Source organism: Crossiella sp. CA-258035 (assembly GCF_030064675.1).
Taxonomy (GTDB): Bacteria; Actinomycetota; Actinomycetes; order Mycobacteriales; family Pseudonocardiaceae; genus Crossiella.
Window position 1 is genome coordinate 7170414 of the sequence record NZ_CP116413.1, and the last position, 21630, is coordinate 7192043.

17 protein-coding genes are annotated in these 21630 nt (G+C 71.1%); 7 read left to right on the forward strand and 10 right to left on the reverse strand.

Features of this window, described 5'->3' with window-relative positions:
- Positions 1-449 precede the first annotated feature (449 nt).
- Positions 450-1778, reverse strand: a complete 1329-nt coding sequence (locus tag N8J89_RS32180) for a helix-turn-helix domain-containing protein (protein ID WP_283660750.1) — start codon at positions 1776-1778, stop codon at positions 450-452.
- A gap of 27 nt (positions 1779-1805) precedes the next feature.
- On the opposite strand from N8J89_RS32180, the gene N8J89_RS32185 reads away from it, so the two are divergent.
- The 3 genes from N8J89_RS32185 to N8J89_RS32195 all read left to right on the forward strand — a co-directional run bounded on the left by N8J89_RS32185 (position 1806) and on the right by N8J89_RS32195 (position 6807).
- A complete protein-coding gene (locus N8J89_RS32185; RefSeq protein WP_283660751.1) occupies positions 1806-2087 on the forward strand; it encodes a hypothetical protein in 282 nt (93 codons plus the stop codon).
- A 314-nt stretch (positions 2088-2401) separates the two neighbouring features.
- A complete protein-coding gene (locus N8J89_RS32190; protein ID WP_283660752.1) occupies positions 2402-3628 on the forward strand; it encodes a nitric oxide synthase oxygenase in 1227 nt (408 codons plus the stop codon).
- Positions 3629-3681: 53 nt separating this feature from the next.
- The gene (locus N8J89_RS32195; RefSeq protein ID WP_283660753.1) at positions 3682-6807 is read left to right on the forward strand and encodes an AfsR/SARP family transcriptional regulator; all 3126 of its coding nucleotides are present in this window, start codon (positions 3682-3684) and stop codon (positions 6805-6807) included.
- A gap of 10 nt (positions 6808-6817) precedes the next feature.
- Here N8J89_RS32195 and N8J89_RS32200 read toward each other — a convergent pair whose 3' ends face one another.
- Positions 6818-7474: a DedA family protein gene (locus N8J89_RS32200; protein WP_283660754.1), complete on the reverse strand. Its 657-nt coding sequence runs from the start codon at positions 7472-7474 to the stop codon at positions 6818-6820.
- A gap of 472 nt (positions 7475-7946) precedes the next feature.
- Between N8J89_RS32200 and N8J89_RS32205 the strand changes: the two genes are divergently transcribed.
- Together N8J89_RS32205 and N8J89_RS32210 are read left to right on the forward strand one after the other, a co-directional pair.
- Positions 7947-10262, forward strand: coding sequence for a SulP family inorganic anion transporter (locus N8J89_RS32205; protein WP_283660755.1), 2316 nt, complete (start codon positions 7947-7949; stop codon positions 10260-10262).
- Positions 10263-10533: 271 nt separating this feature from the next.
- Positions 10534-10917, forward strand: a complete 384-nt coding sequence (locus N8J89_RS32210; protein WP_283660756.1) for an STAS domain-containing protein — start codon at positions 10534-10536, stop codon at positions 10915-10917.
- On the opposite strand, the gene N8J89_RS32215 is transcribed toward N8J89_RS32210, so the two are convergent.
- Positions 10918-11976, reverse strand: coding sequence for a glycosyltransferase (locus N8J89_RS32215; protein WP_283660757.1), 1059 nt, complete (start codon positions 11974-11976; stop codon positions 10918-10920).
- 190 nt (positions 11977-12166) lie between these two features.
- On the opposite strand from N8J89_RS32215, the gene N8J89_RS32220 reads away from it, so the two are divergent.
- Together N8J89_RS32220 and N8J89_RS32225 are read left to right on the forward strand one after the other, a co-directional pair.
- On the forward strand, positions 12167-12598 hold the full coding sequence (locus N8J89_RS32220) for an ATP-binding protein (protein ID WP_252485403.1): 432 nt from the start codon (positions 12167-12169) through the stop codon (positions 12596-12598).
- Positions 12595-13401, forward strand: coding sequence for a SigB/SigF/SigG family RNA polymerase sigma factor (locus N8J89_RS32225; protein WP_283660758.1), 807 nt, complete (start codon positions 12595-12597; stop codon positions 13399-13401). Before N8J89_RS32220 ends, N8J89_RS32225 begins: the two co-directional genes overlap by 4 nt.
- On the opposite strand, the gene N8J89_RS32230 is transcribed toward N8J89_RS32225, so the two are convergent.
- The 7 genes from N8J89_RS32230 to N8J89_RS32260 form a co-directional block, all read right to left on the reverse strand.
- Entirely contained in the window at positions 13398-14072 is a 675-nt protein-coding gene (locus tag N8J89_RS32230) for a class I SAM-dependent methyltransferase (RefSeq protein WP_283660759.1), read from the reverse strand. The two genes, N8J89_RS32225 and N8J89_RS32230, sit on opposite strands and share 4 nt — an antisense overlap.
- A gap of 29 nt (positions 14073-14101) precedes the next feature.
- Positions 14102-15649: a D-alanyl-D-alanine carboxypeptidase/D-alanyl-D-alanine endopeptidase gene (dacB, locus tag N8J89_RS32235; RefSeq protein WP_283660760.1), complete on the reverse strand. Its 1548-nt coding sequence runs from the start codon at positions 15647-15649 to the stop codon at positions 14102-14104.
- A gap of 463 nt (positions 15650-16112) precedes the next feature.
- A complete protein-coding gene (locus tag N8J89_RS32240; protein ID WP_283666296.1) occupies positions 16113-18437 on the reverse strand; it encodes a chitinase C-terminal domain-containing protein in 2325 nt (774 codons plus the stop codon).
- A 251-nt stretch (positions 18438-18688) separates the two neighbouring features.
- Positions 18689-19279 (reverse strand): hypothetical protein, encoded by a 591-nt coding sequence (locus tag N8J89_RS32245; RefSeq protein ID WP_283660761.1) that lies wholly within the window; start codon positions 19277-19279, stop codon positions 18689-18691.
- Positions 19276-19983, reverse strand: a complete 708-nt coding sequence (locus tag N8J89_RS32250; protein ID WP_283660762.1) for a hypothetical protein — start codon at positions 19981-19983, stop codon at positions 19276-19278. The genes N8J89_RS32245 and N8J89_RS32250 overlap by 4 nt, the downstream gene beginning before the upstream one ends.
- Positions 19974-20453: a YbaB/EbfC family nucleoid-associated protein gene (locus N8J89_RS32255; RefSeq protein WP_283660763.1), complete on the reverse strand. Its 480-nt coding sequence runs from the start codon at positions 20451-20453 to the stop codon at positions 19974-19976. Before N8J89_RS32255 ends, N8J89_RS32250 begins: the two co-directional genes overlap by 10 nt.
- 139 nt (positions 20454-20592) lie before the next feature.
- Complete coding sequence (locus tag N8J89_RS32260; protein ID WP_283660764.1) at positions 20593-21627, reverse strand: HAD-IIA family hydrolase; 1035 nt, start codon at positions 21625-21627, stop codon at positions 20593-20595.
- Positions 21628-21630 lie beyond the last annotated feature (3 nt).

Genomic DNA, 21630 nt, shown 5'->3' on the forward strand with positions numbered 1-21630 from the left:
CAAATGCTGATCATCGAGTTGACAACTGATGACAACAGCATGGTACCGACCCCCTGACTGATGGTCAATTAACCAGTCAACAACCCGCGACGACCCGACCCGTTCAGATCACCCGTACATGTCACAACCGACATTCGTCGGGACCCCTGACCCCCCGCTGATCGCCACCCACAGTCACCAATCCCCCCGATCGAAGGATTGCCAACCAGTTGACACACGCTCCAACCCAGCCCTGTCACGTTGACGCAGCACGAACGAGACTCTTACCCTCGCCTCATAAACACCGTGGGTGAACACCACGGCCGCTACGACACTCACCAGAGGCACAGCATGCAGATCCGCGTCGACACCCGTTTGGGCTAGACATGACTGTGCGTGGAAAGTGCCGCACCGCCGCGCGCGCAAACGTCCGCACGGCGGCCCCAGCCGTGCCGGTCACGTTGAAGCCGTCAGGAGCGCCCGTGGTGGTTGCGCAAAGTCCGCACGGACAGCGCAGCCACCTCCTTGAGCAAAGCGGGCCGCACCTCCTCCGGATCCGCGGTGTCCAGGTGCTGGAGCAACTCGTCAAGAGCGGAAAGTCGCCTCTCCTCCAGCCCCAGGTCGGTGCTCACCTTGACCACGGTCATCAGGGTGCGGATCCGGTCGCCGGTGCCCAGCACTCCGGAGTCCAGCGCGGCCTGAGCACTGTGAAGCGCGCCGGGCGGGTCGTTGGCACGCAGGGCCAGTTCCGCGCGCAGGATGAGCACCTGGGCGTCGAGCTGGCCACCTGCACTGCGCCGGGTCTCCGTCACCTGGTTCAGCAGCGCCTCGGCCTGCTCCGCCACTACGTCGTACTCCAGGAAGATGCCGACGTAACCCACCCGCACGCGGCACCACAGCTCCGCGCCGATGGACTCCTCGTCCGGCTGCAAAGCCAGCTCGAAGTGCTTCGCGGAGGTGTCGAGATCCCCGGTGCGGGTGAGCGCGACGGCGAGCATCCAGTGGCTGACCACCAGAAGCTCATCGGCGAGCCGCTTGTCCTCTGCAGCGCACACCTCAGCGAAGGCGGCGGTGATGTGGACGGCCTCCTGGGCAATGTCGACAGCCTCCATCAGCCTGCCGGACACACCGAACACCGCGGCCAGGGTGGTTCGCGCCTTCACCCGGAGCAGGGCTGCCTGATCAGCGGGGAAGTCATCGGTCCCGATCAGCGCGTCGGACTCGGCGACGGCCCGCTGCCCGAACTCCACCGCCTCGCGGTTACGGCCCAGCTCGCGTGCGGCCAGAGTCTGCAGGGTCGAGGTCAGCGTCCTGGCGGAGGTCGGCAGGCCCCGGTACATCGGCTCGATCGTGGCAAGACGGTCAGCGACGTCCTGGGTGCGGCCGAGCCTGCTGGCGCAGGACGCGGCAGCGTACTCGCACAGCCACCTCGCCTGCGGCTCACGCACGTCGTGCCGGATGATGTCAAGAACATCCAGCGCCTCGGAGATCCGGCCCGCGAGCAGGTGGTCGAAGACTCGCGCGGCACCGGCCAGGAACACGCCACCGCTCGGACGGCTGCCGTTGCCGAGCCCGGCGAAGGACTCCGCCGCGACACCGAGCCTGGCCGCGAGCTGCTCGACGACCTTCGGTGTGGGCATCCGTTGACCGGACTCGAGCCGGGAGAGGTAGCTACTGGACAGGCCCTCACCAGCAAGATCACGCTGGGTCAGGCCTCGAGCCACGCGAAGCGCACGCAGCCTCTCACCGAACGTCGCCGCAAGCTCACGTTCGGTGCTGACACGCTCGGCAGAACTCATGACAGATAACTACCCAAGGAGGCAGGCATGTTCGTTGCCCTTCTGATGACACTTTACGCGGGAATTGTTCCACTCGCGGACAGCACGACTCAATCCACCGATATCTATTCGTCGCCTACGGGCTCCGGCCAGACCGTCGTCACCGCTGACTGGCAAGCGTCGACGACAGATCTGACGCACCCCTTCGGACCGGCGCGGGGGATGTTGACCGACCTGACACACCCTGTCTCGCCGGGTGCGACGACCAACGATCTCACGCATCCCAACACCCCAGGTTGCGACCAGAAGGACGACCTCACGCACCCGTGACCAGGAGGGCGACGCACGGGGTCTGGCTATCTGACATGTGCGGAACGGGTTGTCTCGGCGGCGGCGAGACAACCCGTTTCTCGTGTCCAGACCCACCCCGCACCACCCTGCCGGGACCTCAAGCCGCCTCCCGCACCGGTCAAGTACCGCACCCTCCGTAACTAGATTCCTCGTTAGTGTGCACCACTAAACCGCAGCTCATGGCCCATCTGGCGGTCACCGGTCACATGTTTGCCGGGTTAAGTTTCCGCGCCGTGACTACCCTCAGCGAGCGACCGATGGCCCCCATGGCCTGCCCAGTCGCGCACGGGGCGATGCCCCTGGAGACGGGGGTGCGGGCGGGTGGTGGCGAGGGTGTCGACGTCGACGAGGCGGAGGACTTCCTCCGGCTCTTCCACGCCGAGAATCCCCAGGCCGGGCCGGTGGAGCCCCGGCTCTCCGCGGTCCGGGCCGAGATCGCCCTTCGCGGCACCTACCTGCACACTCCCGACGAGCTCGTCTTCGGCGCGCGGGTCGCCTGGCGCAACAGCGCCCGGTGCATCGGCCGCCTGTACTGGCGCAGCCTGGCCGTGCGCGACCTGCGGCAGGTCACCAACGCCGCGGACGTCGCCGCCGAGTGCGTCGAGCACCTGCGCCTTGCCACCAACGCCGGCCGCGTCCGGCCCGTGATGACCGTGTTCGCGCCGGACACCCCCGAGCAGCCCGGCCCGTGCGTCTGGAACGAGCAGCTGGTCCGCTACGCGGGCTACCGGGACGCCTTCGGCAACGTGGTCGGCGATCCGCGCTACGCCGGGTTCACCGGGGCGGTGACCGAGCTGGGCTGGCGGCCGCCGACCCAGCGCAGCCCGTTCGACCTGCTGCCGCTGGCGGTGGAGACCGCGCACGAGGGGGTGCGGCTGTTCCCGGTGCCCAGGGACGTGGTCATGGAGGTGCCGCTGGAGCATCCCGACCTGCCCTGGTTCACCGACCTGAGCCTGCGCTGGCACGCGGTCCCGGCGATCAGCAACATGCGGCTGTCCATCGGCGGCGTCTCCTACCCGGCCGCCCCGTTCAACGGCTGGTACATGGGCACCGAGATCGGCGCGCGCAACCTCGCCGACGCCGACCGCTACGACATGCTGCCGGAGATCGGCGAGCGCCTCGGCCTGGACACCAGCTCGGAGGCAACGCTGTGGCGGGACCGGGCGCTGGTGGAGATCAACCGGGCGGTGCTGCACTCCTACGCCTCGGCCGGGGTCACCATCACCGACCACCACACCGAGTCCGAGCGCTTCCTCACCCACCTCAAGAGGGAGGAGAAGGCGGGGCGGACCTGCCCCGCGGACTGGAGCTGGATCGTTCCCCCGATGTCCGGCTCGCTGACCCCGGTTTTCCACCGCTACTACGAGACCGAGCACCTGCGCCCGGAGTTCGTGCTCGACCCCGACGCGGCGCACCGGGGCCAGCACGGCGCCCCGCACCGCTTCCCGGCCGCGCCGGATGTGGCGGCCGCGGCCAGGCGTGGGTTGTTTGCCGCTTTCCGACGACGGTTGAGCGGCTGACCAGCTAGTCTGCCTCCGGGGTGTGGTCCGAAAGGACTACAGAGGGGGCAACAATGGCTGGTCGCGGCGTGGAGTTCCGGCTGCTCGGACCGGTGGAGATCGTCCTGTCCGGACGGTCCGCACCGGTGGAGGCGGCGAAGCATCGAACCCTCTTGGCGTGCCTGGTGTTGCGGGCCGGGCAACGGGTCGAGGCCACGGAGCTGGTCGGTTACCTGTGGGATGACGAGGACCGTCCCGCACATCCGCGCGGGGCCCTGCACACCTATGTGCGCAGGCTGCGACATCTGCTCGGCGCGGGGCTGATCAGCACCGTGGCCGGCGGCTACCGGCTGGCGGCCGAGCCGGAGGCCGCCGACGCGCACCGCTTCCGGCAGCTGCTGCACACCGCCCGGCAGACCGCGGACCCGGCCGAACGCGCCGCCGTCCTGCACTCCGCGCTGGCCCTGTGGCGCGGCCCGGCGCTGGCCGACATCACCTCGGCCGCGCTGCGCCGCGACTACGGCGACCCGCTGGACACCGAACGGCTGGACGCCCTGGCGCTGCGCTTCGACACCGAGCTGGCCATGGGCAGGCACGAGTCACTGGTGCCGGACCTGTGGAAAGCGACCGCCGAGCACCCGCTGCGCGAGGAGTTCTGGCACCAGCTGATGCTCGCCCTTTACCGCACCCAGCGCCAGGCCGAGGCGCTGGAGACCTACCAGCGGGCCGCGGACGTGCTGCGCCAAGAGCTCGGCGTCGAACCCAGCGCCCGCCTGCGCGAGCTGCGCCAGTCGGTGCTGACCAACGACCCGGCCCTGGCCGCGCCCGCGCCGATGACAACCGCGGTCGCCGCCTGGCAGCCCGTCTGTCAACTCCCGCCGGACATCGGTGACTTCGTCGGCAGGGACCGCCTCGGCCACCGCGTCGCCGAACAGCTGCGCCGCGGCCGCCCGGTGCTGGTCTCCGGCCCGCCAGGGGTGGGCAAGACCGCGCTCGCGGTCCGGGTCGGCCACCGGCTGCGCGCGGACTTCCCGGACGGCCAGCTGCACGTGAACCTGCACGGCTACGCCACCGAGGCCGCCCTGCGCCCCACCGACGTGCTGGCCCGGTTCCTGCGCGGGCTGGGCGTGCCGCCGGCGCAGATCCCGCTGGAACAGGAGCAGCAGGCGGAGCTGTTCCGCTCGGTGCTGCGCGGGCGACGGGTGCTGGTGCTGCTGGACAACGCGTCGGCGGCGGAGCAGGTGCTGCCGCTGCTCCCGGCCGAACCGGGCTGCGCGGCCCTGATCACCAGCCGCAACCAGCTCCCCGGCCTCGGCCTGACGGTCACCCTGGACGCGCTGCGGCACGAGGACGCGCTGGCACTGCTCACCCGCACGCTGGGTTCGGCGGAGCCGGAAGCGCTGGATGAGCTCGCCGAGCTGTGCGCGCACCTGCCGCTGGCACTGCGGATCGCGGCGGCGAACCTGGCCGAGACGACCGGAACCTGCCTGGCCAACCGGGTACGGCAGATCAGCGGCGGGAACCGGTTGACCTCGCTGGCGATCGACGGGGATCCGGAGGCCGCCGTCCAGCAGGCGTTCGGCCGCTCCTACCGGACCCTGTTGCCGGAGCACCAGCGACTGTTCCGGTTCCTGGGGCTGGTGCCCGGACCGGACTTCACCGCGGCGTCCGCGGCGGCGCTGATCGGTGTGCCCGAGCGGCACGCGGCCTCGCTGCTGGAAGAGCTGGCCACGGCGAACCTGGTGCAGCGACAGGAGGACGGCCGGTTCCAGCTGCACGACCTGATCCGCCTCTACGCCGAACACCGTTGCCACGCCGAGGAATCAGCCGAGTCCAGGGACGCGGCGTTCCAGCGCTGGTTCGACTTCTACCTCTACGGCGCGGACCGGGCCACCGAGCTGCTGTACCGGGAGGTGTCCCGGACCAGGCTGGACGATCCACCGCCCGGCACCGGCCCGAGCGGCTTCCCCGACCACCGCGCCGCGCGGCACTGGTTCGACCTGGAGCGGCCGAACCTGGTGGCCGCCACGCTGCGCGCGGCGGAGGAGTCCAGGGACGACCGCGCGTGGCGGCTGGCCGACACGCTGCGCGGCTACTTCCAGCACGCCAGGCTGCTCAACGACTGGCTGACCACGACCGAAGCCGGGCTGCGCAGCGCGATCCGGCTGGAGGACCCGATCGCACAGGCGTGCATGCACCACGGGCTCGGCGTGCTGCACTGGTTCCTCGGTCAGCAGGACACCTCGATGGAGCACCTGGACCTGGCGCGGGCCGACCTGGCGGACAGCCCGGAACAGGTGCGGCTGGCCAACGTGATCGCCAACCAGGGCATCAACCACGTGGACCGGCGGGATCACCGGCAGGCGATCCGCTGCTACCGGCAGGCGCTGGAGATGTACGTGGCGCTCGGCGACGAGTACCGGCAGGTGCCGCTGCTGAGCAACTTCGGCATCGTGCTGCGCGAGCTCGGTCAGCTGGACACCGCGCGGAACTGCTACCTGCGCGCGCTGGAGATCGCGCGCAGGCGGGGTCTGGCCAACTCCGAGGCGGTGCTGCACAACAACCTCGGCTTCGTCCTGTGGGATCTGGGCGATCCCGAGGGGGCGCTCGCCAGGCTGCACGAGGCGTTGGCGGTCTTCGACCGGATGGGTGGCAGGTACGGGGAGCTGAACACGCTCATCGGCCTGGCCGCGGTGCACACGGAACTGGGCGCGCTTGACCGGGCCGAGGACCTGGTGGCGGAGGCGGTGACCCGAGCGGAGTCGTCAGCGGACCACAAGGAGCTCGCCCACGGGCACAACGTGTTCGGCGTCGTGACGCGGGAACGGCAGCGGTTCCACCTGGCGGTGGCCCACCATCACCAGGCGCTGGAACTGAGCCGGGACACCGGGTACGCCCAGTTCGAGACCGACGCGCTGCTCGGCCTGGCCGACACACATCACGCGATGGGGGAACCGCGGCTCGCGCTCGACCACGCGCTGGCCGCGCTCACCCTGGCCGCCGAGGTCGGTTACGGCGTCCGGCTCGGCCAGGCGCACACCTCGCTCGCCCGGATCCACCTCGACCTCGGCGAGCTGCCGACCGCCCGCGCGCACGCCGCCAAAGCCCTTGCCAGCCACCGGAAAACCGGGCACCGCCCCGGCGAGGAGCGCACCGTGGAGGTGCTGGCCCAGATCGCCGAGGCGGAGCGGGAGAGCTAGCGGGAGGAGGTCAGCTCGCGGTTTCCAGCTGGGGTTCGGCCTTCGCGGCGGCCTCGGCCTTGGACTTGGCGCGCTTGCGGAGCACCACGATGGTGATCACGATCGCCAGGACGGCCAGCAGGACCCAGCTGGCGGTGCCCAGCACGCCCTCGACCCGCTTGGCCGCCTCGCCCAGGCCCGCGCCGATGCCGATGTGCAGCAGGGACCACAGGGTGGCGCCGATGATGCTGGCGGGGAGGAACTTGCGGTAGGCCAGGCCGGAGGTGCCGGCGGCGGCTGGGGTGAGAGTTCTGACGACGGGGAGGAAGCGGGCGAAGAAGACGGCCCAGGCGCCGCGGCGGCGGATGAGGTCTGTTGCCTTGTCCCAGTTCTCCGCGCCCATCTTGGCGACGAGCTTGGTGTTCCTGAGCTTGACGCCGAACTTGCGGCCCAGCAGGTAGCCGACCGAGTCGCCGGCGGCGGCGCAGATGGTCATGACCACCCACATGGTGAGGAAGAACGGGACCGTCTTGACCGTGGTCGCGGCGACCAGCAGGCCGGTGTCGCCGGGGACGATGAAGCCCAGGCCGATGGCGCACTCGCCGAAGGTCAGCAGGCCGGTCGCGATGAGCACGGCTGGCTTGGGCAGGCCGGCGATCGACTCCAGCGCCTCGGTGATGAACCCCATGACTTCGTGTCCCCCTCGGGTGTTGTGACTGCCGGGCAAGTCTTTCAGAAACGGACAGTTCGGCGTCCCGGACTTCCGGTTATCGGGTCCCTGACTTTCGTCTAGGGGTGGTGACCAGGGGTTCGGGGGTTGTCCCCGAGGGGTGTGAACTTGGCTGCCCGACTGGTTGACGGGTCTACAAGAAGATCACTAGGCATGTGACGATGACCACAGCGGCGGAAAAGTGCCACGAGTTCGCCGCGGTGGTCATCAGCAGTCGGAGGTCGCGCATGACAGGGACTCGGTGCGCCGAGCCGTTATCCGCGCCTGCCCGGCCTTGGCGAACCCGCCGCTGATGTTCCCCGGGCGTGCGCGCTGACGCGCCCGCCGTCCCGTCTCCCCTTCACCGCCGGGCCGCCGAGCCCGGGGCTGACGCGCGTGCCCGCCGACGGCGGCACGCGAGACCGCACATCCATCGGAGGTTCACCGCGCCATGATCAGCGCACCCCGTCCCCGGCACCGCAGCAGCGAGCACACCACCTCCAGCCGGCCACCCGTGCACTCCCCGCCCGGTGTGACCAGCGGAAACCGACTGCTCAGCCTGCTCCGCCACGACCTGCCCGCCTCCCTGGTCGTGTTGCTCACCGCCGTTCCGCTCTCCCTCGGCATCGCCGCGGCCTCCGGCGCCCCGCTGATGGCAGGCCTGATCGCCGCCGTCGTCGGCGGTGTGGTCGCCGGGTCGCTCAGCGGGGCCCCGCTCCAGATCAGCGGGGCCGCCACCGGACTGACCGTCATCGTCGCCGGGCTGGTGCACCAGTACGGGTTCGCCGCCACCGCCGGGATCACCGTCGCGGCCGGGCTGCTGCAACTGCTGCTGGGCCTGTCCAGGATCGGCCGGGCCGCCCTGTCCCTCTCCCCCGCCGTGGTGCACGGCCTGCTCGCCGGGATCGGCGTGGTCATCGCGATCAGCCAGCTGCACGTGGTGCTCGGCGGGCAGCCGCAGACCTCGGTGCTGGCCAACCTGCGCGACCTGCCAGCCCAGCTCGCCGCGCACCACGACTCGGCCTTCCTGATCGGCCTGATCGCCATCGCCGTGCTGCTGCTGTGGCCGCGCCTGCCCAGGGTGCGCCGGGTGCCGGCGGCGCTGGTCGCGGTCGCGGTGGCCACCGCGGTGGCCTGGATCTTCCGCCTCGACCTGCCCAGGGTGGACCTGCCCGAGCAGCCGCTGGCCGCCTTCACCCTGCCCGTGCTGCCCGAGGGCACGCCCAGCGGGATCGCGCTGTCCGTGCTGCTGGTCGCCGCGGTGGCCAGCGTGGAGTCGCTGCTGTCCGCGGTCGCGGTGGACCGGCTGCACACCGGCCCGCGCGCCGACCTGGACCGCGAGCTGGTCGCCCAGGGCGTGGCCAACATGGCCTCCGGCGCGCTCGGCGGGCTGCCCATCGCCGGCGGCATCGTGCGCTCCTCCACCAACGTCGCCGCCGGGGCCCGCAGCCGCGCCTCGACCATCCTGCACGGGCTGTGGGTGGCCGCCTTCGTGCTGGTCCTGGCCGGTCTGCTGGAGCGCATCCCGCTGGCCGCGCTGGCCGCGGTGCTGGTGGTCTCCGGCGTGCAGCTGGTCCGGCTGAGCCACCTGCGCGAGCTGTGGCGGCACCGCGAGTTCCCGGTGTACGCGGTCACCTTCGCCGGGGTGGTCTTCCTGGACCTGGTCCAGGGCGTCACCCTGGGCATCCTGCTGGCCCTCGCGCTGGCCCTCTACCGGCTGACGCACGCCACGATCCGGGTGAACCCGCCTGCCGAGGGTGAGGACACCTGGTCGGTGAGCGTGCGCGGCGCGCTGGTCTTCCTCGGCGTGGCCCGGCTGACCGGCGAGCTGCACCGCGTGCCGGAGGGGGCGAAGGTGCTGCTCACCCTGCACGTGGACTACCTGGACCACGCCGCCTACGAGGCCATCCACGGCTGGTGCCGCACGCACGAGCGGCTCGGCGGCACGGTGACCGTCAGCGAGGACCACGGCGACACCTGGTTCCACCGCGACCGGCACAGCCGCGCCGAGCAGCGCCGCTCGCTGCCCGGACCGCTGCTGCGCTGGTTCGCGCCCTGGTCGGTGTGGCAGCACCGGGACGGCGACTCGGCGGCCGCGGCGCTGATCCCCCGGCCGCGTGCGGCCTCCGGCGCGCTGGATGACTCGATGCTGCTGGGCGTGCACGAGTTCGAGCGCAGCTGCGCGCCGCTGGCCCGGCCGTTCTTCGCCGAGCTGGCCAACGGGCAGAGCCCCCGGCAACTCTTCGTGACCTGCGCGGACTCCAGGGTGGTGCCCAACCTGATCACCACCAGCGGACCGGGTGACCTGTTCACCCTGCGCAACATCGGCAACCTGGTGCCCCGGCAGGACGAGGGACCGGCGGACGCCTCGGTGGGCGCCACCGTGGAGTACGCGGTGGACGTGCTGAAGGTGGCGGCCATCGTGGTCTGCGGGCACTCCGACTGCGGCGCGATGAAGGCCGGTCTCTCCGGCGCGGCCCGCACCGGGTCCCGGCTGGCGGAGTGGCTGCGGCACATCCAGCCCAGCCTGATCCGCTTCCACGCCGTCGAGCAGGACATGGGGCTGGCCGCGCACGACCGGCTCAGCGTGGCCAACGTGGTGCAGCAGCTGGACAACCTGATGACCTTCCCGGTGGTCAGGGAGGCGGTGCTGGCCGGGCGGCTCAACCTCATCGGCATGTTCTTCGACATCGCCGGCCCGCGGATGTACCTGGTGGACCAGCAGACCGGCAGGCTGGCCCCGGTCACCTCCGGCGCGACCACCTGACCCCCGGCTGATCGCGGAGGGTGACGTGACTCGCGAAATCCGCGCCCACGGCGCCCTCCGCAGGTCAGCGCGGGGTTCACGCCCCAGACACGCAGGGTCACCGCTCTCGGGTGGTTGTCTCGGGCCGGGCGCGTCTCTACGGTGGGGGTGGTTACGGCCGAATGGCCGTGTCGGCGCGCGGGCCCAGCCCGGTCGCCGGGTTCCGCACTACAACGCCTTGCCGATGCGACTCGACGCAGAGATTCACGCGAGTAGGGCAGGAGGAGGCGCCGTGACCGAGCACATCCAGCAGGCTCACCCCATCGACCTGCCAGGGGACGAGGTGGCCGACACCACCGCCTCGCACCGGCCGGGCGGCATCGTGGTGATCACCGTGGTCGGCGAGCTGGACATGTCCTCCACCCCGGCCTTCCAGGAACTGCTCGGCGCCGAGGTGGACGAGAGCTGCCGCAGGCTGGTGGTGGACCTCACCGGGGTCAGCTTCCTCGGCTCAAGCGGGCTGGCCGCGCTGGTGGAGGCCCGCCAGGTGGTGCAGCGGCAGGACGCCGAGCTGCGCCTGGTCTGCGCCACCCACGCGGTGACCCGCCCGCTGCACGCCACCGGCCTCGGCGAGGTCTTCGACATCCACCAGACCCTCGACGGCGCGCTGTCCTGATCAGCGGCCCCGCCGCTGCGCTGGCACCACGTCGCCGGCCACCACCCGCTCGTAGACCCGGTCGGTGTCGGCGACCACCCGGTCCCAGGAGTAGCGGGCGCTGACCCGGTCCCGCCCGGCCACCCCGCAGGACTCGATCATCGCCGGGTCGGCCAGGAAACCGCGCAGCGCCTTGGCCAGTCCGCGCGGGTCCTCGGGGCGCACGTGCAGCCCGGTGACGCCGTGCACCACGGTGTCGGCCAGCTCGCCCTCGCCGGTGGCGATCACCGCGGTGCCGCAGGCCATCGCGGCCAGCGGCAGGGATCCGCAGGAACCGTTGCGGGGCAAGCACATCAGCGCGTCCGCCGAGCGCAGCAGCGGGGGCAGCGCGCGGGCGGTGACCATGCCCAGCAGGTGCACCCGGTCGGCCACGCCCCTGGCCTGCGCCAGCTGCTTGATCCTGCGCAGCTCGTCGCCGTCCACTGTGGACCTGCTGTTGGGGGTGGCCAGCACCAGCTCGGTGTCCGGCACCGCGGGCAGCACCTCGATGATCCGGTCGAAACCGTGGCCGGGCACCACCGCGCCCAGGCCCAGCAGCCGGTGCCGGGCCCCCCGGGTGGCCACCTCGCCCTCGGGGTGGAAGCGGTTCAGGTCGATGCCGCAGGGCACCACGCTGATCCGGCCGCGCGGCACGCCCATGCGCACCAGGCGGTCCCGTTCGTCGTTGTCCCCGGCCAGCACCAGCTGGGCTTTGCGGCCCAGCATGCGTTCGATCGTGTGCCGGTCGCTCTGCCCGGCGCCGAGGCCGTGGTAGGTCTGCACCAGCGGGGCGCCCGCGTTGGCGGCGGCCATCAGCGCGGCAAGTCCGGCGGTCCAGCAGTGCGCGTGCACCAGGTCCGGCGGCCGCTGCCGGAACCGCCGGGCGAGGAATTCGGTGAACTCCCCCATGGGTAGCGACTCCTTGTCCGACCGGGTGTACACGGTCACCCGGTGGCCCGCGCCGGTCAGCCCGGCGGCCAGTCTGGTCACCTGTGGGTCCTGGTCGGAGACGGTCGGGTCGGACACCATCGCGATCCTCATCGGAGCACCTCCTCCCTGGGGGTTCTCCGAACCGCCGAAGCGCTAAACCGGGTGGCCCGGCGCCCCGTCGTCCGAGGGTTGGCCGCCGAATCGCCGGGGTATGTCCATCTTTGTCCGGCCAGCTGAGGTGATGATGTCCAGGTGTCGTAGCGTGATCGCGCCAGCACACCGCAATTTCCGAGATGTCGAGGTGACCGTGTCGCAGCCCGATTCGACTTCCGAACCGGCCATTCCCCCGGTGGAGGTGCGCATCGCCGCCACCGCACTGCAGATCTCCTCGGTGCGCGCGGTCGCCGCGGACCTCGCCATGCGCGAGGACTTCGACCTGGACGCGATCGCCGACCTCAAGCTGGCCGTGGACGAGGTGTGCTCGACCCTGGTCCGGCTGGCCGCGCCGGGAGTCGTGCTCAGCTGTGAGTTCCGGCCGGCCGCCGGGGAGATCACGGTGCGCGCGGGCGTGCTGTCGGCCGGCGACGCGCTGCCCCGCAAGGACTCCTTCGGCTGGCAGGTGCTCACCACCCTCACCGACTCGGTGCAGGCCACCGTGGAACCGGCTCAGGACGGTTTCCACCTGGTCCGCATCGAGCTGGCGAAGAGGAGCAACTCGGTGGTGGGCGGGTGACCCAGGCCGACCACACGGCCGAGCCGCAGTCCAGCGACTCCGGCCGATACGACCACCTGAAGCCGCTGTTCAGCGAGTTCGCCGCGCTGGCAGCGGATGACCCTCGCCGGTCCCAGCTGCGCGACGCGCTGGTCACCGGGCACCTGCCGGTGGCCAAGCACATCGCGCGCCGGTTCAGCCAGCGCGGCGAGCCGCAGGAGGACCTGATCCAGGTCGCCACGCTCGGCCTGATCAACGCGGTGGACCGGTTCGACCCGGAGCGCGGCGTGGACTTCCTGTCCTTCGCAGTGCCCACCGTGATGGGCGAGGTGCGCAGGCACTTCCGGGACGCCAGCTGGGCGGTCCGGGTGCCCAGGCGGCTCAAGGAGCTGCACCTGTCGATCAGCGCGGCCACCAGCGAGCTGTCCCAGCGGCTCGGTCGCGCGCCGACGCCCAGCGAGATCGCCACCCACCTCCAGCTCACCCGCGAGGAGGTCTACGAGGGCCTGGAGGCCACCAACGCCTACCGCAGCGCCTCCCTGGACGACCTGCTCATCGCCGATGACGACTCGGTCTCCCTGGGCGACGCGCTCGGCGAGGAGGACTCCGGGCTGGCCGAGGTGGAGTACCGCGAGTCGCTGCAACCGCTGCTGGCCCAGCTGCCGGAGCGGGAGCGGACCATCGTGGTGCTGCGGTTCTTCGGCAACATGACGCAGACCCAGATCGCGGACCGGGTCGGCATCTCGCAGATGCACGTCTCCCGGCTGCTCGGCCGCACGCTGGCCACGCTGCGGGAGAAGCTGATGGACGAGGAGTCCGGCTAGCGGGCCAAGATCAGCGCGCCTCGTTTGGTGACCGTCAGCGGGACCTCCACCCAGCGCGCGCTGATCTCGGCCTCGGCCGGGGGCATCAGCCTGGCCACCAGGTAGTTCCGGACCGCGGGCGGGTCGGGCAGGTGGACCATGGGCGCGTCCCACGGCCGCACCTCGACCCGGTCGAACACCGCGCGCACCAGGCCGGGCGCGTCCTCGGCGTCGAAGGCGGTGCGCGGCGGCTTCCACACCGGGGCCAGCTCGGGCGAGTCGCTGTGCGCGATGGTGGCGGCCAGGAAGAGGCCGCCCTCGGCCAGCACCCGGCGGGCCTCGCGCAGCGCGGGGCGCGGATCGGTGAGGTGGCAGAAGGAGTTGGCGGCCACCACCACGTCGAAGGCGCCGTCGGCGAAGGGCAGCGCGGTCGCGCAGGCGCGCACGGCGGGGCCGGGGTGGGCGCGCAGCATGGTGGCCGAGCGGTCCAGGCCGACCAGCAGCCGCGGCCGGTGGCTGCCGGCGGCCACCGCGCGGCTGAGCACGCCCTCGGCGCAGCCCACGTCCAGCACCGCGCCGCCGTCCGGCAGCTCGGCGGCGAGCGCCGCGTACAGGTCCGGCGCGCCCGGCGAGGCGGTCATGCCGCGCCGGTAGCGGTCCGGGTTGTCGTCGTAGTCGCGCGGGATGGCCATGCCTCCGAGTGTGGACCTCATTGACGCGGTCAGCAGGCTTTGCGCCAGGAGCATTCGGTCCACGGGTCCGCCTCGGCCGGTGACTCCGGGGTCGCGGCGCGGGCGGCGGGGCCGGGGTGGGCGGCCAGGCGCACCGCGATCCGGTCCTCCAGGTCCTTGGTGCCGCTGAGCGTGTTGTTGGTGACCACCGCGAACACCAGGTCCCGGCCGTCGCTGCCGGTGACGTAGCCGGACAGCGCGCTCACCCCGGTCAGCGACCCGGTCTTGGCCCGCACCTTGCCCTCGGCCGGGGTGCCGCGCAGCCGGTTGCGCAGGGTGCCGCCCACGAGGCGGTCGGCCTTGCCCGCCACCGGCAGCGAGTGGTGCCAGAGCGGGTACCAGGGGCGGGTGCGGGCGGCGGCCAGCAGCGCGGTGAGCTGGTCCGCGGTGACCATGTCCATTCTGGACAGTCCGGAGCCGTCGACCAGGCGGTGCGCGGCGGCAGGCACGCCCAGCGCGGCCAGTTCCGGGGCCATCGCGCGGATGCCGTCCTCCCAGGTGCCCTTGCCGTGCACGGCCTTGCCCATGGCCTTGACCAGGATCTCGGCGTGACCGTTGTTGGACAGCTTCATGAACGGCACCAGCAGCTCCGACAGCGGCATCGAGCGGTGCGCGGCCAGCTCGGCGAAGTGCGGCGGGGTGACGCCGGCGCCGATCCTGGGGTCCAGCACCCGGACGCCGTGGCGCAGCAGCGCGGCCCGGAAGACGTCGGCGGCGTAGCGGGCCGGATCGTCCACAGTGGAGAAGTGCGCGCTCGCGGATCCGTTGGCGGGCGCGGATCCGGTGACCAGCACGGTGTTGGTGCCGTGCTGGCGCTGCACCGCGATGGTGCTCGCCGAGCCGGGCGCGCCGGTGTTGGCCCGGTTGTCGATGGTGATCACCGAGGTCGGCGGGGTCAGCTCCACGAGAGGGCGCTGACCCGCGGCGGCCGGGCGGACCCGGACGATCACGGTGCCCGCGTCGTAGTCGGTGTCCGGGGCCACCGTCAGCGCGCCGACCTGCGCGGAGTAGTAGAACGGCTCGTCGTCCCAGGCCCAGCTCGGGCCGAGCCGGACCGGGTCGAAGGCGGAGTCGTCGGCCACCACCCGGCCGGTGACCACCTGGACGCCGGTGCCGGCGACCCGCTGGGCCAGCGCGTCGTAGTCGGCGGCCAGGGTGGTCGGGTCGCCGGTGCCGCGCAGGTAGAGGTCGCCGTTGAGGACCTTGCCGCGCAACGAGCTGTCGGCCAGCACGCTGGTGGTGAAGCGGTGGTCCGGGCCGAGCACCTCCAGCGCGGCCGCGGAGGTGAGCAGCTTGGCGTTGGAGGCGGGTTGCAGCCGGTCCCCGCCGCCCCTGCGGTAGAGCACCTTGCCGGTGTCCACCTCGCGCACCACCACGCCGGTGCCCGCCCCGGCCAGGCGGGGGTCGGCCAGGATCTGGTCCAGGTCCGTGGTCAGCGACAAGGTGCTCGGGTCGTCGCCGGCGGCGGCACTGCCGGTGACGAGCCCACCGAGCAGCGCGGTGGCGCACAGGACGGCGAGCAGACGTGGTCGTGGCATGCGGTGAACCTGGCCCGGGACCCCCCGCGCGGGCAATGGCTCCGGCCGCTTTTCCGCCGAACGGCTGCCGCGGCTGCTACCGGCGGCCGAGCAGCTCGGTCTTCTTCGCGGCGACCACCTCGTCGGTGGTGGCGGCCAGCGTGGCGCGCGGGACCGCGGCGAGCACGGTCGCGGCGAAGGGCAGCGACGGTCACGCCCGCGCCAAGGCCGAAAGTCATCGCGCAGGGGTCGACCTCGGGTCTCAGCGCGGAGCGGGGTGAGTCGGCGGTGCGCACCCGCAGGTGGCCACCGCCGGTGGTCCGGCACGGTCCGCTCGCTCAGCTTCTTGAGCAGGCCCGCTGGCGAGCAGGCCGCTGCGGATGCTGCCCGTCTCGAAGAGCCAGGTGGAGTTGTCCCCGCCAGCTCGAACCCGGGGTGGGGCGGCCGGAGTGCGAGTTCCGGCCGCCCCACCCACTCGGCCGCCTCAGCAGGCGCCGAGGTCCTGCCACACCCCCCATTCGCCGGTGGCCCCGGGCTCCTCGCCCTTGGTCCACCACTTGGCCCGCCACTTCTTGCCCTTGTGCGAGACCTCGTTGCCCTGGGTGTAGGTCGAGGCAGCGCTCCAGGCCGCCACCGAACAGGCCGGGGGCGGAGTGGTGGTCGTGGTCGTGGTGCTGGTCGTCGTGCTCGTGGTGGTGCCGGTCGTGCTGCTGGTGGTGCTCGTGGGAGTGCTGCCACCGGCGCCGCGGGCGTGGTCCTGCTTGAGCCCGTAGGTCTTGCCGCCGAAGGTCAGCGTGAGGTTGGACGGAGTGGTGATCGGCAGGTAGTAGACGATCGCCACCTCGGCGCTGGCCCCCGGCGCCAGGCTCTGCCAGCCGGGCAGCTTCAGCGAGATCCGGTGCAGGTCGCCCTTGAGGCCGCCGATGTTCGGTCCACTGTGGTCGGTTCGGGTCACCGCGAGCGTCCAGCCGGACTGCTGCTGCATGTTGGCCGGGGCCGAGGTGCCGTAGTCGAACTGGAGGTCCGCGCCGCCGGGGATGGTCACCGTGGAGTGGTTGGTGATCCTCGCCTTGGGACTGATCGGGTAGTTCGCGTCGCCGACCGGGAACTGGCCCAGTTCCACCGACACGTCAAGGGTTTCCGCCGGGGTGGTGTGCTTGGCCTTGCGGTTGCCGTAGGCCGAGCCGGTGCGGAACTTGTCGTACATCGTGGTGGTCAGCGTGGACCCCATGAAGTACTCGTTCTTCGCGGTGTCCTTGGCGTAGTCGCCGGCCAGCTCCCAGATCATGATGCCGCCCAGCCCGCGGTCGAGCACGTACTGCGCCTTGGCCGCGATGGACTGTTCGTCCTCTGTGGACAGGAACACCTTCTTCTGCTCGTTCCACAGCCAGGGCGCGACCAGGGTGCTGTCGTAGTGGCGGGTGTACGCGCCGGTGATCGCGTGGTCGGGGTTGGCCGCCGGGTTCAGGCCGTACTGCGCGGCGTAGCTGCCGAGCTTGCCGTCCTGCAGGTTCTTGGCGTGCCACATGGGGTTCGAGCCCGCCGGGACCTCCTTGCCCGCGGTGTCCAGGTCGTGCCAGAGGTTGTCCACCCCGACCGCCCCGTTGCCGCACGGCGTGGTCGACCCGACCGAGCCCCCGGTGCCTGCCGGACACTTGGTCTGGTCGGGCAGCGCGGCCTTGCCCCACAAGCCGTTGGTGCCACCGCTGACCCCGCGCCAGCCGCGGGTGTAGTACGGCACACCGAGGTTGATCCGCCCGGCCTGCATGGCGCCGCGGAAGTAGTGGTAGGACCAGTCACCGTTGAGGTAGCCGATCCCGCCGTACTGCGGGGTGCCGTAGACGTTGGCCGCGGCCAGTTCGGCGTCCTTGCCGTCGTCGAAGAGCGAGGCGTTCGGGCCGACGAAGTGGTTCCACGCGCCGTGCAGGTCGTAGGACATCACGTTGACGTAGTCCAGGTACTGCACCACCTGGTAGGTGTCCATGCCGCGCAGCATGTAGCCGGAGGAGGGCGCGGCCACGGTCAGCAGGTAGTACTTGCCGTCGGCGGCCGAAGCCGCGTCCAGCTTCTCCCGCAGCGTCTTCATCAGCGCGGTGTACCCGGCCATCAGCTTGGCCCGGCGCGGGTTGGAGAAGGAGAAGTCGAGCGGGTTGCCCGAGTTCGGCATGGAGGTCGAGTACTCGTAGTCGATGTCCGCGCCGTTGAAACCGTAGCGGCGCACCAGGTCCACCACCGAGTCGGCGAAGGTGTTGATCGTCGACTGCGAGTCGGTCATGGTGTAGAAACCGCCGCTGGCAACCCGGTTGCCACTGTCGTCGATGAACCCGCCGGTCTCCGCCCAGCCCCCGATGGAGATCAGCGACTTCACGTCGGGGTACTGCTTCTTGTACTTGTTGAGCAGGTTGAAGTGCCCCTTGTACGGCAACGACGGATCCATCTCCGCCCCGGCCACTCCTGGCCACTCCATGCCGATCGAGGCGTTGTTCGAACCGGCGGAGCCCACCGACGCCTTGTTGTCCGCGCCGATGTGCGCGAAGGCGTAGTTGAGGTGGGTGACCTTGGTCCAGGGAATGTCCTTGGCCAGGTAGGCGGGCTGGCCGTTCTTGCCGGTGCGCCAGCTGGTGAAGTAGCCGATGATCCGGCGCGGGTGGTCCGCGCCCATCTTCTCCCGGCCCTCGGCGTCGTAGGCCAGGCAGTAGGGGACGTTCACGTTCGGCGTGCGGTAGAGCCCGTCGGGACGGCAGTCCTCGTTGGCCGCGGTGTCAGGCACCTCGGCCCGCGACTCCGGACTCCGCACCGCGACGAACATCAAACTCGCCAGCAAGGCAACCAGGGCGGCGAAAAGCGGCACCTTCCTGATCACGGTTCACCTCCAGGGGACAGCGGCGGCGGAGGCGGCTGTGTGCGCGTGCGCGCGGTCACAGTGGTGCAGGGTGACCGAAAGGTAAGAGGTCCAGACCATCATCGTCAATAGGTCTGGACCACTGGGATCAGGTGATGATCTGGGCTGATCCGGTTGGCGGTACGGGGTTGGGGCCGGTTGCCGGGATGGGCGCGCTCTCACTTCCCGGTCGGACGGTCAGGCGGGCGGGCACCCGTCACCTCTTCCAGTCGCTTGGCCACTCCCAGCAGTAGACCGAACTTGCGGCGGAACACGCCCCCGTGCACCGGGTACCCCCAGGTGGTCTCCAGCACGCCGTCGCCGACGTGGACATCGCCCCCGATGACCGGACGGCGGAGCATCCACCACCGCAGTCCCTCCCCAGCACGCAACCGAGGATCCTCGGCGTACACCCGAACCCGGAACAGGAACCGCTTGTGCTCGATACCGCAGGCCGGCAGGTGCTCGAAGCCGTACAACTCCAGCGTGGTGCGGTACGACTCCCCGCCGTCACCGTCGGAGTCGCGCTTCTCCACAACCCGGAACCGGTATCCCCGGTACGTGCCGGAGAAACGAACGGTTTCCAGGTCCCGGCCCCACCGCTTTCCCGAGATCTTGTGCCGCCAACCGTGTTTCTTCGCCAGCCAGTCCAGTTGGAACGAGCGAAAAGCCCCCACCCGGATCTCGTGCAGGACCAGCCACCCCAGGGGGACGACCACCGGAGAACCACCGACCACCACCGCCAGCAGCAAGTACAGTGTGTCGCTCACAGGCCGAGGTCCCGCCGGGTCTCGTCATCGGCCTGGTCCCGGCCGGTGGCCTGCTCGTTCTCCAGTGACTTCTTGATGTCCTTGGCGTAGCCGGCAGCCTTGCCGATCCCCTTCGCCGGGTCCGGCTTCTCCTCCCACTTGCCGTTCGCCTCATCCCACTTCCCGGTCTTGACGCCCTCCATTCCGACGAGCTTCTTGCCCTGTTCTGCAAGCGAATCCTTCAACTTCTGCCCGCTACCGGACTTCACCTGCTCCCAGGTGGATGGGCTGACCCGCTCCAACGTGTCCCGCCATTCGTCCCTGGTGAGCTCGCGCTGATCCTTCGTCTCTTTGTTCTTGTTGTCCTCCAGTCCCTTCTTGGCCTTTTCCAGGGCCGAGGTCTGGGTCCTGTCCAGGGTCTTGCCGCCCTTACCGGTCGAGGTGTCCATGAACTTCTGACCGGTCCTGGACTCGCGGAGCCAGCGCTGGAGCTTGGCGATCAGTTCCTTGATCTTGTTGAGCAGCTTGGTGAGGCGGCTGACCTTCTGGGTCGTCTTCACGGTTGTGCTGGCCACCTTGTAGGTGGTCACCGCACCGGCCACAGCGGTGGACCCGCCCAGGGTGATCTTCGCGGTGGCCAGGGCGACCAGCCAGGTAATGACCAACCATTCGATCAGGTCGGCCAGCAGGCCCTTGATGAACTCCTCCGCGACCTTCACCAGCATGCTGGAGATCTGGAGCAGCCCGGCGATGTCACCGGCCTTGTCGGCAGTGCCCGCGGGACGGGGGCGGGGCTGGTGGCCGATCGGAGTTCCTCGACTGGGACGCCCAGCAGCTCGGCTTGGGTTTCCAGGACCTGGTCCAGGATGTCGAGGTCGTCACCCACGTAGCGTTGGACGGTCTCGGCTTGGCGGCGGGCGCCTTCGGCCACGGCCGCCTGCACGGTGGCCATGACCGTGGCGGAGAGGGCTTGTGGGCCTCGGCGGAGGGCTTCCTCGGTGAACTGGATGTCGCGGATCGCGCCGCCTGGGCCTGCGGTGACGACCACGCCCCGGTCGGGTGAGGTGGCCACGGCTTCGACCGCGGCTATCTCCTCGCGCATGCCGTCGTAGGCCGCCAGGCGGGCCTCTGCTCTTCTGCCTTGTTCCTGGAAACGCTCGAACTCCGCCACCAGTGAATCGAACTCCGCCGACACGACGGCCCCTCCCCCTCGCGCTCGCCCATTCCCCAACAGTCGCCCCCCAGCGCGCTGCGAACGTAGCAAGGCCGCGGGAGGCCGTGGTGGGGTTTGGCCGAACTCCGCTCGGAGGTGACCTGGGTGACACTCGAACGGCTCAGGCCGCCTGGCTGTCCGTGCCCAGCGCGGTCCAGTAGGCCAGGGCGTTGTCCAGTGCGCAGTCCATTGTGGAGTCCGCGGCGAGCCAGGCTGCGGCGCACAGGGCGCGGGCGCCGTCGGTGTGGTTGGCCGGGTTGGTGGTGGTGAGCACCAGTTCGCCGTGGGCTGGCCCGGCGGTCCACGCTCCACAGTGGACGGTGGTGCCGGTGGTGGTGAGGTCGTTGTGCGGCAACAGGAGGCCGCGCAGGTCAGCGGCCAGGTAGGTGGGGCGGTGTTGTGGTGGGGCCGTGGCCAGGGCGCGGACGGTGGTGACGCCGGTGAGGACCAGCAGGCTGTCCAGCCCGCTGGCGTTGGCGCCCTCGATGTCGGTGATCAGGCCGTCGCCGACGACCAGGTGCGGGGGTTCGCTGCGGCGGATGGACTCGGTGAAGATGGCCCGTTGCGGTTTGCCCGCGACCAGGGGTTCCTTGCCGGTGGCCAGGCGGACCGCGGTGGCCAGCGCGCCGTTGCCGGGGGCGATGCCGCCCTCGCGCGGGACCGCCAGGTCCATGTTGGACACGATCCACGGGATGCCGCGGGCCACCGCGTAGGAGGCCTCCGCCAGCTGGCGCCAGTCCACGTCGGGGGCGAAGCCCTGGACCACCGCGGCCGGGTCGTCCCCGGCCGAGCGGACCGGGCGCAGGCCGACCTCGGCCAGTGCGAGCTCCAGCGAGGGGCCGCCGACGATCAGCACCGGGGAGCCCGGCGGGACCTGCTCGGCGGCCAGCCTGGCCGCGGCCTGGGCGGAGGTGACCACCTCTTCCGGTGCGACCGGCAGGCCGAAACCGCTGATCAGGGTGGCCACCTCGACCGGGGTGCGGGAGGCGTTGTTGGTGACGAACAGGGTCCGCAGGGCGTGCCGGCGCGCTTGTGTCAGGGCCTCGGCAGCGTGCTCGACCGCGACCGAGCCGCGGTAGACCACGCCGTCGAGGTCCAGCAGCGCGGTCCGGTAGCGCCGCGCCAGTGGCTCGGCGCTGCCGCGCAGGACCCGCACCGG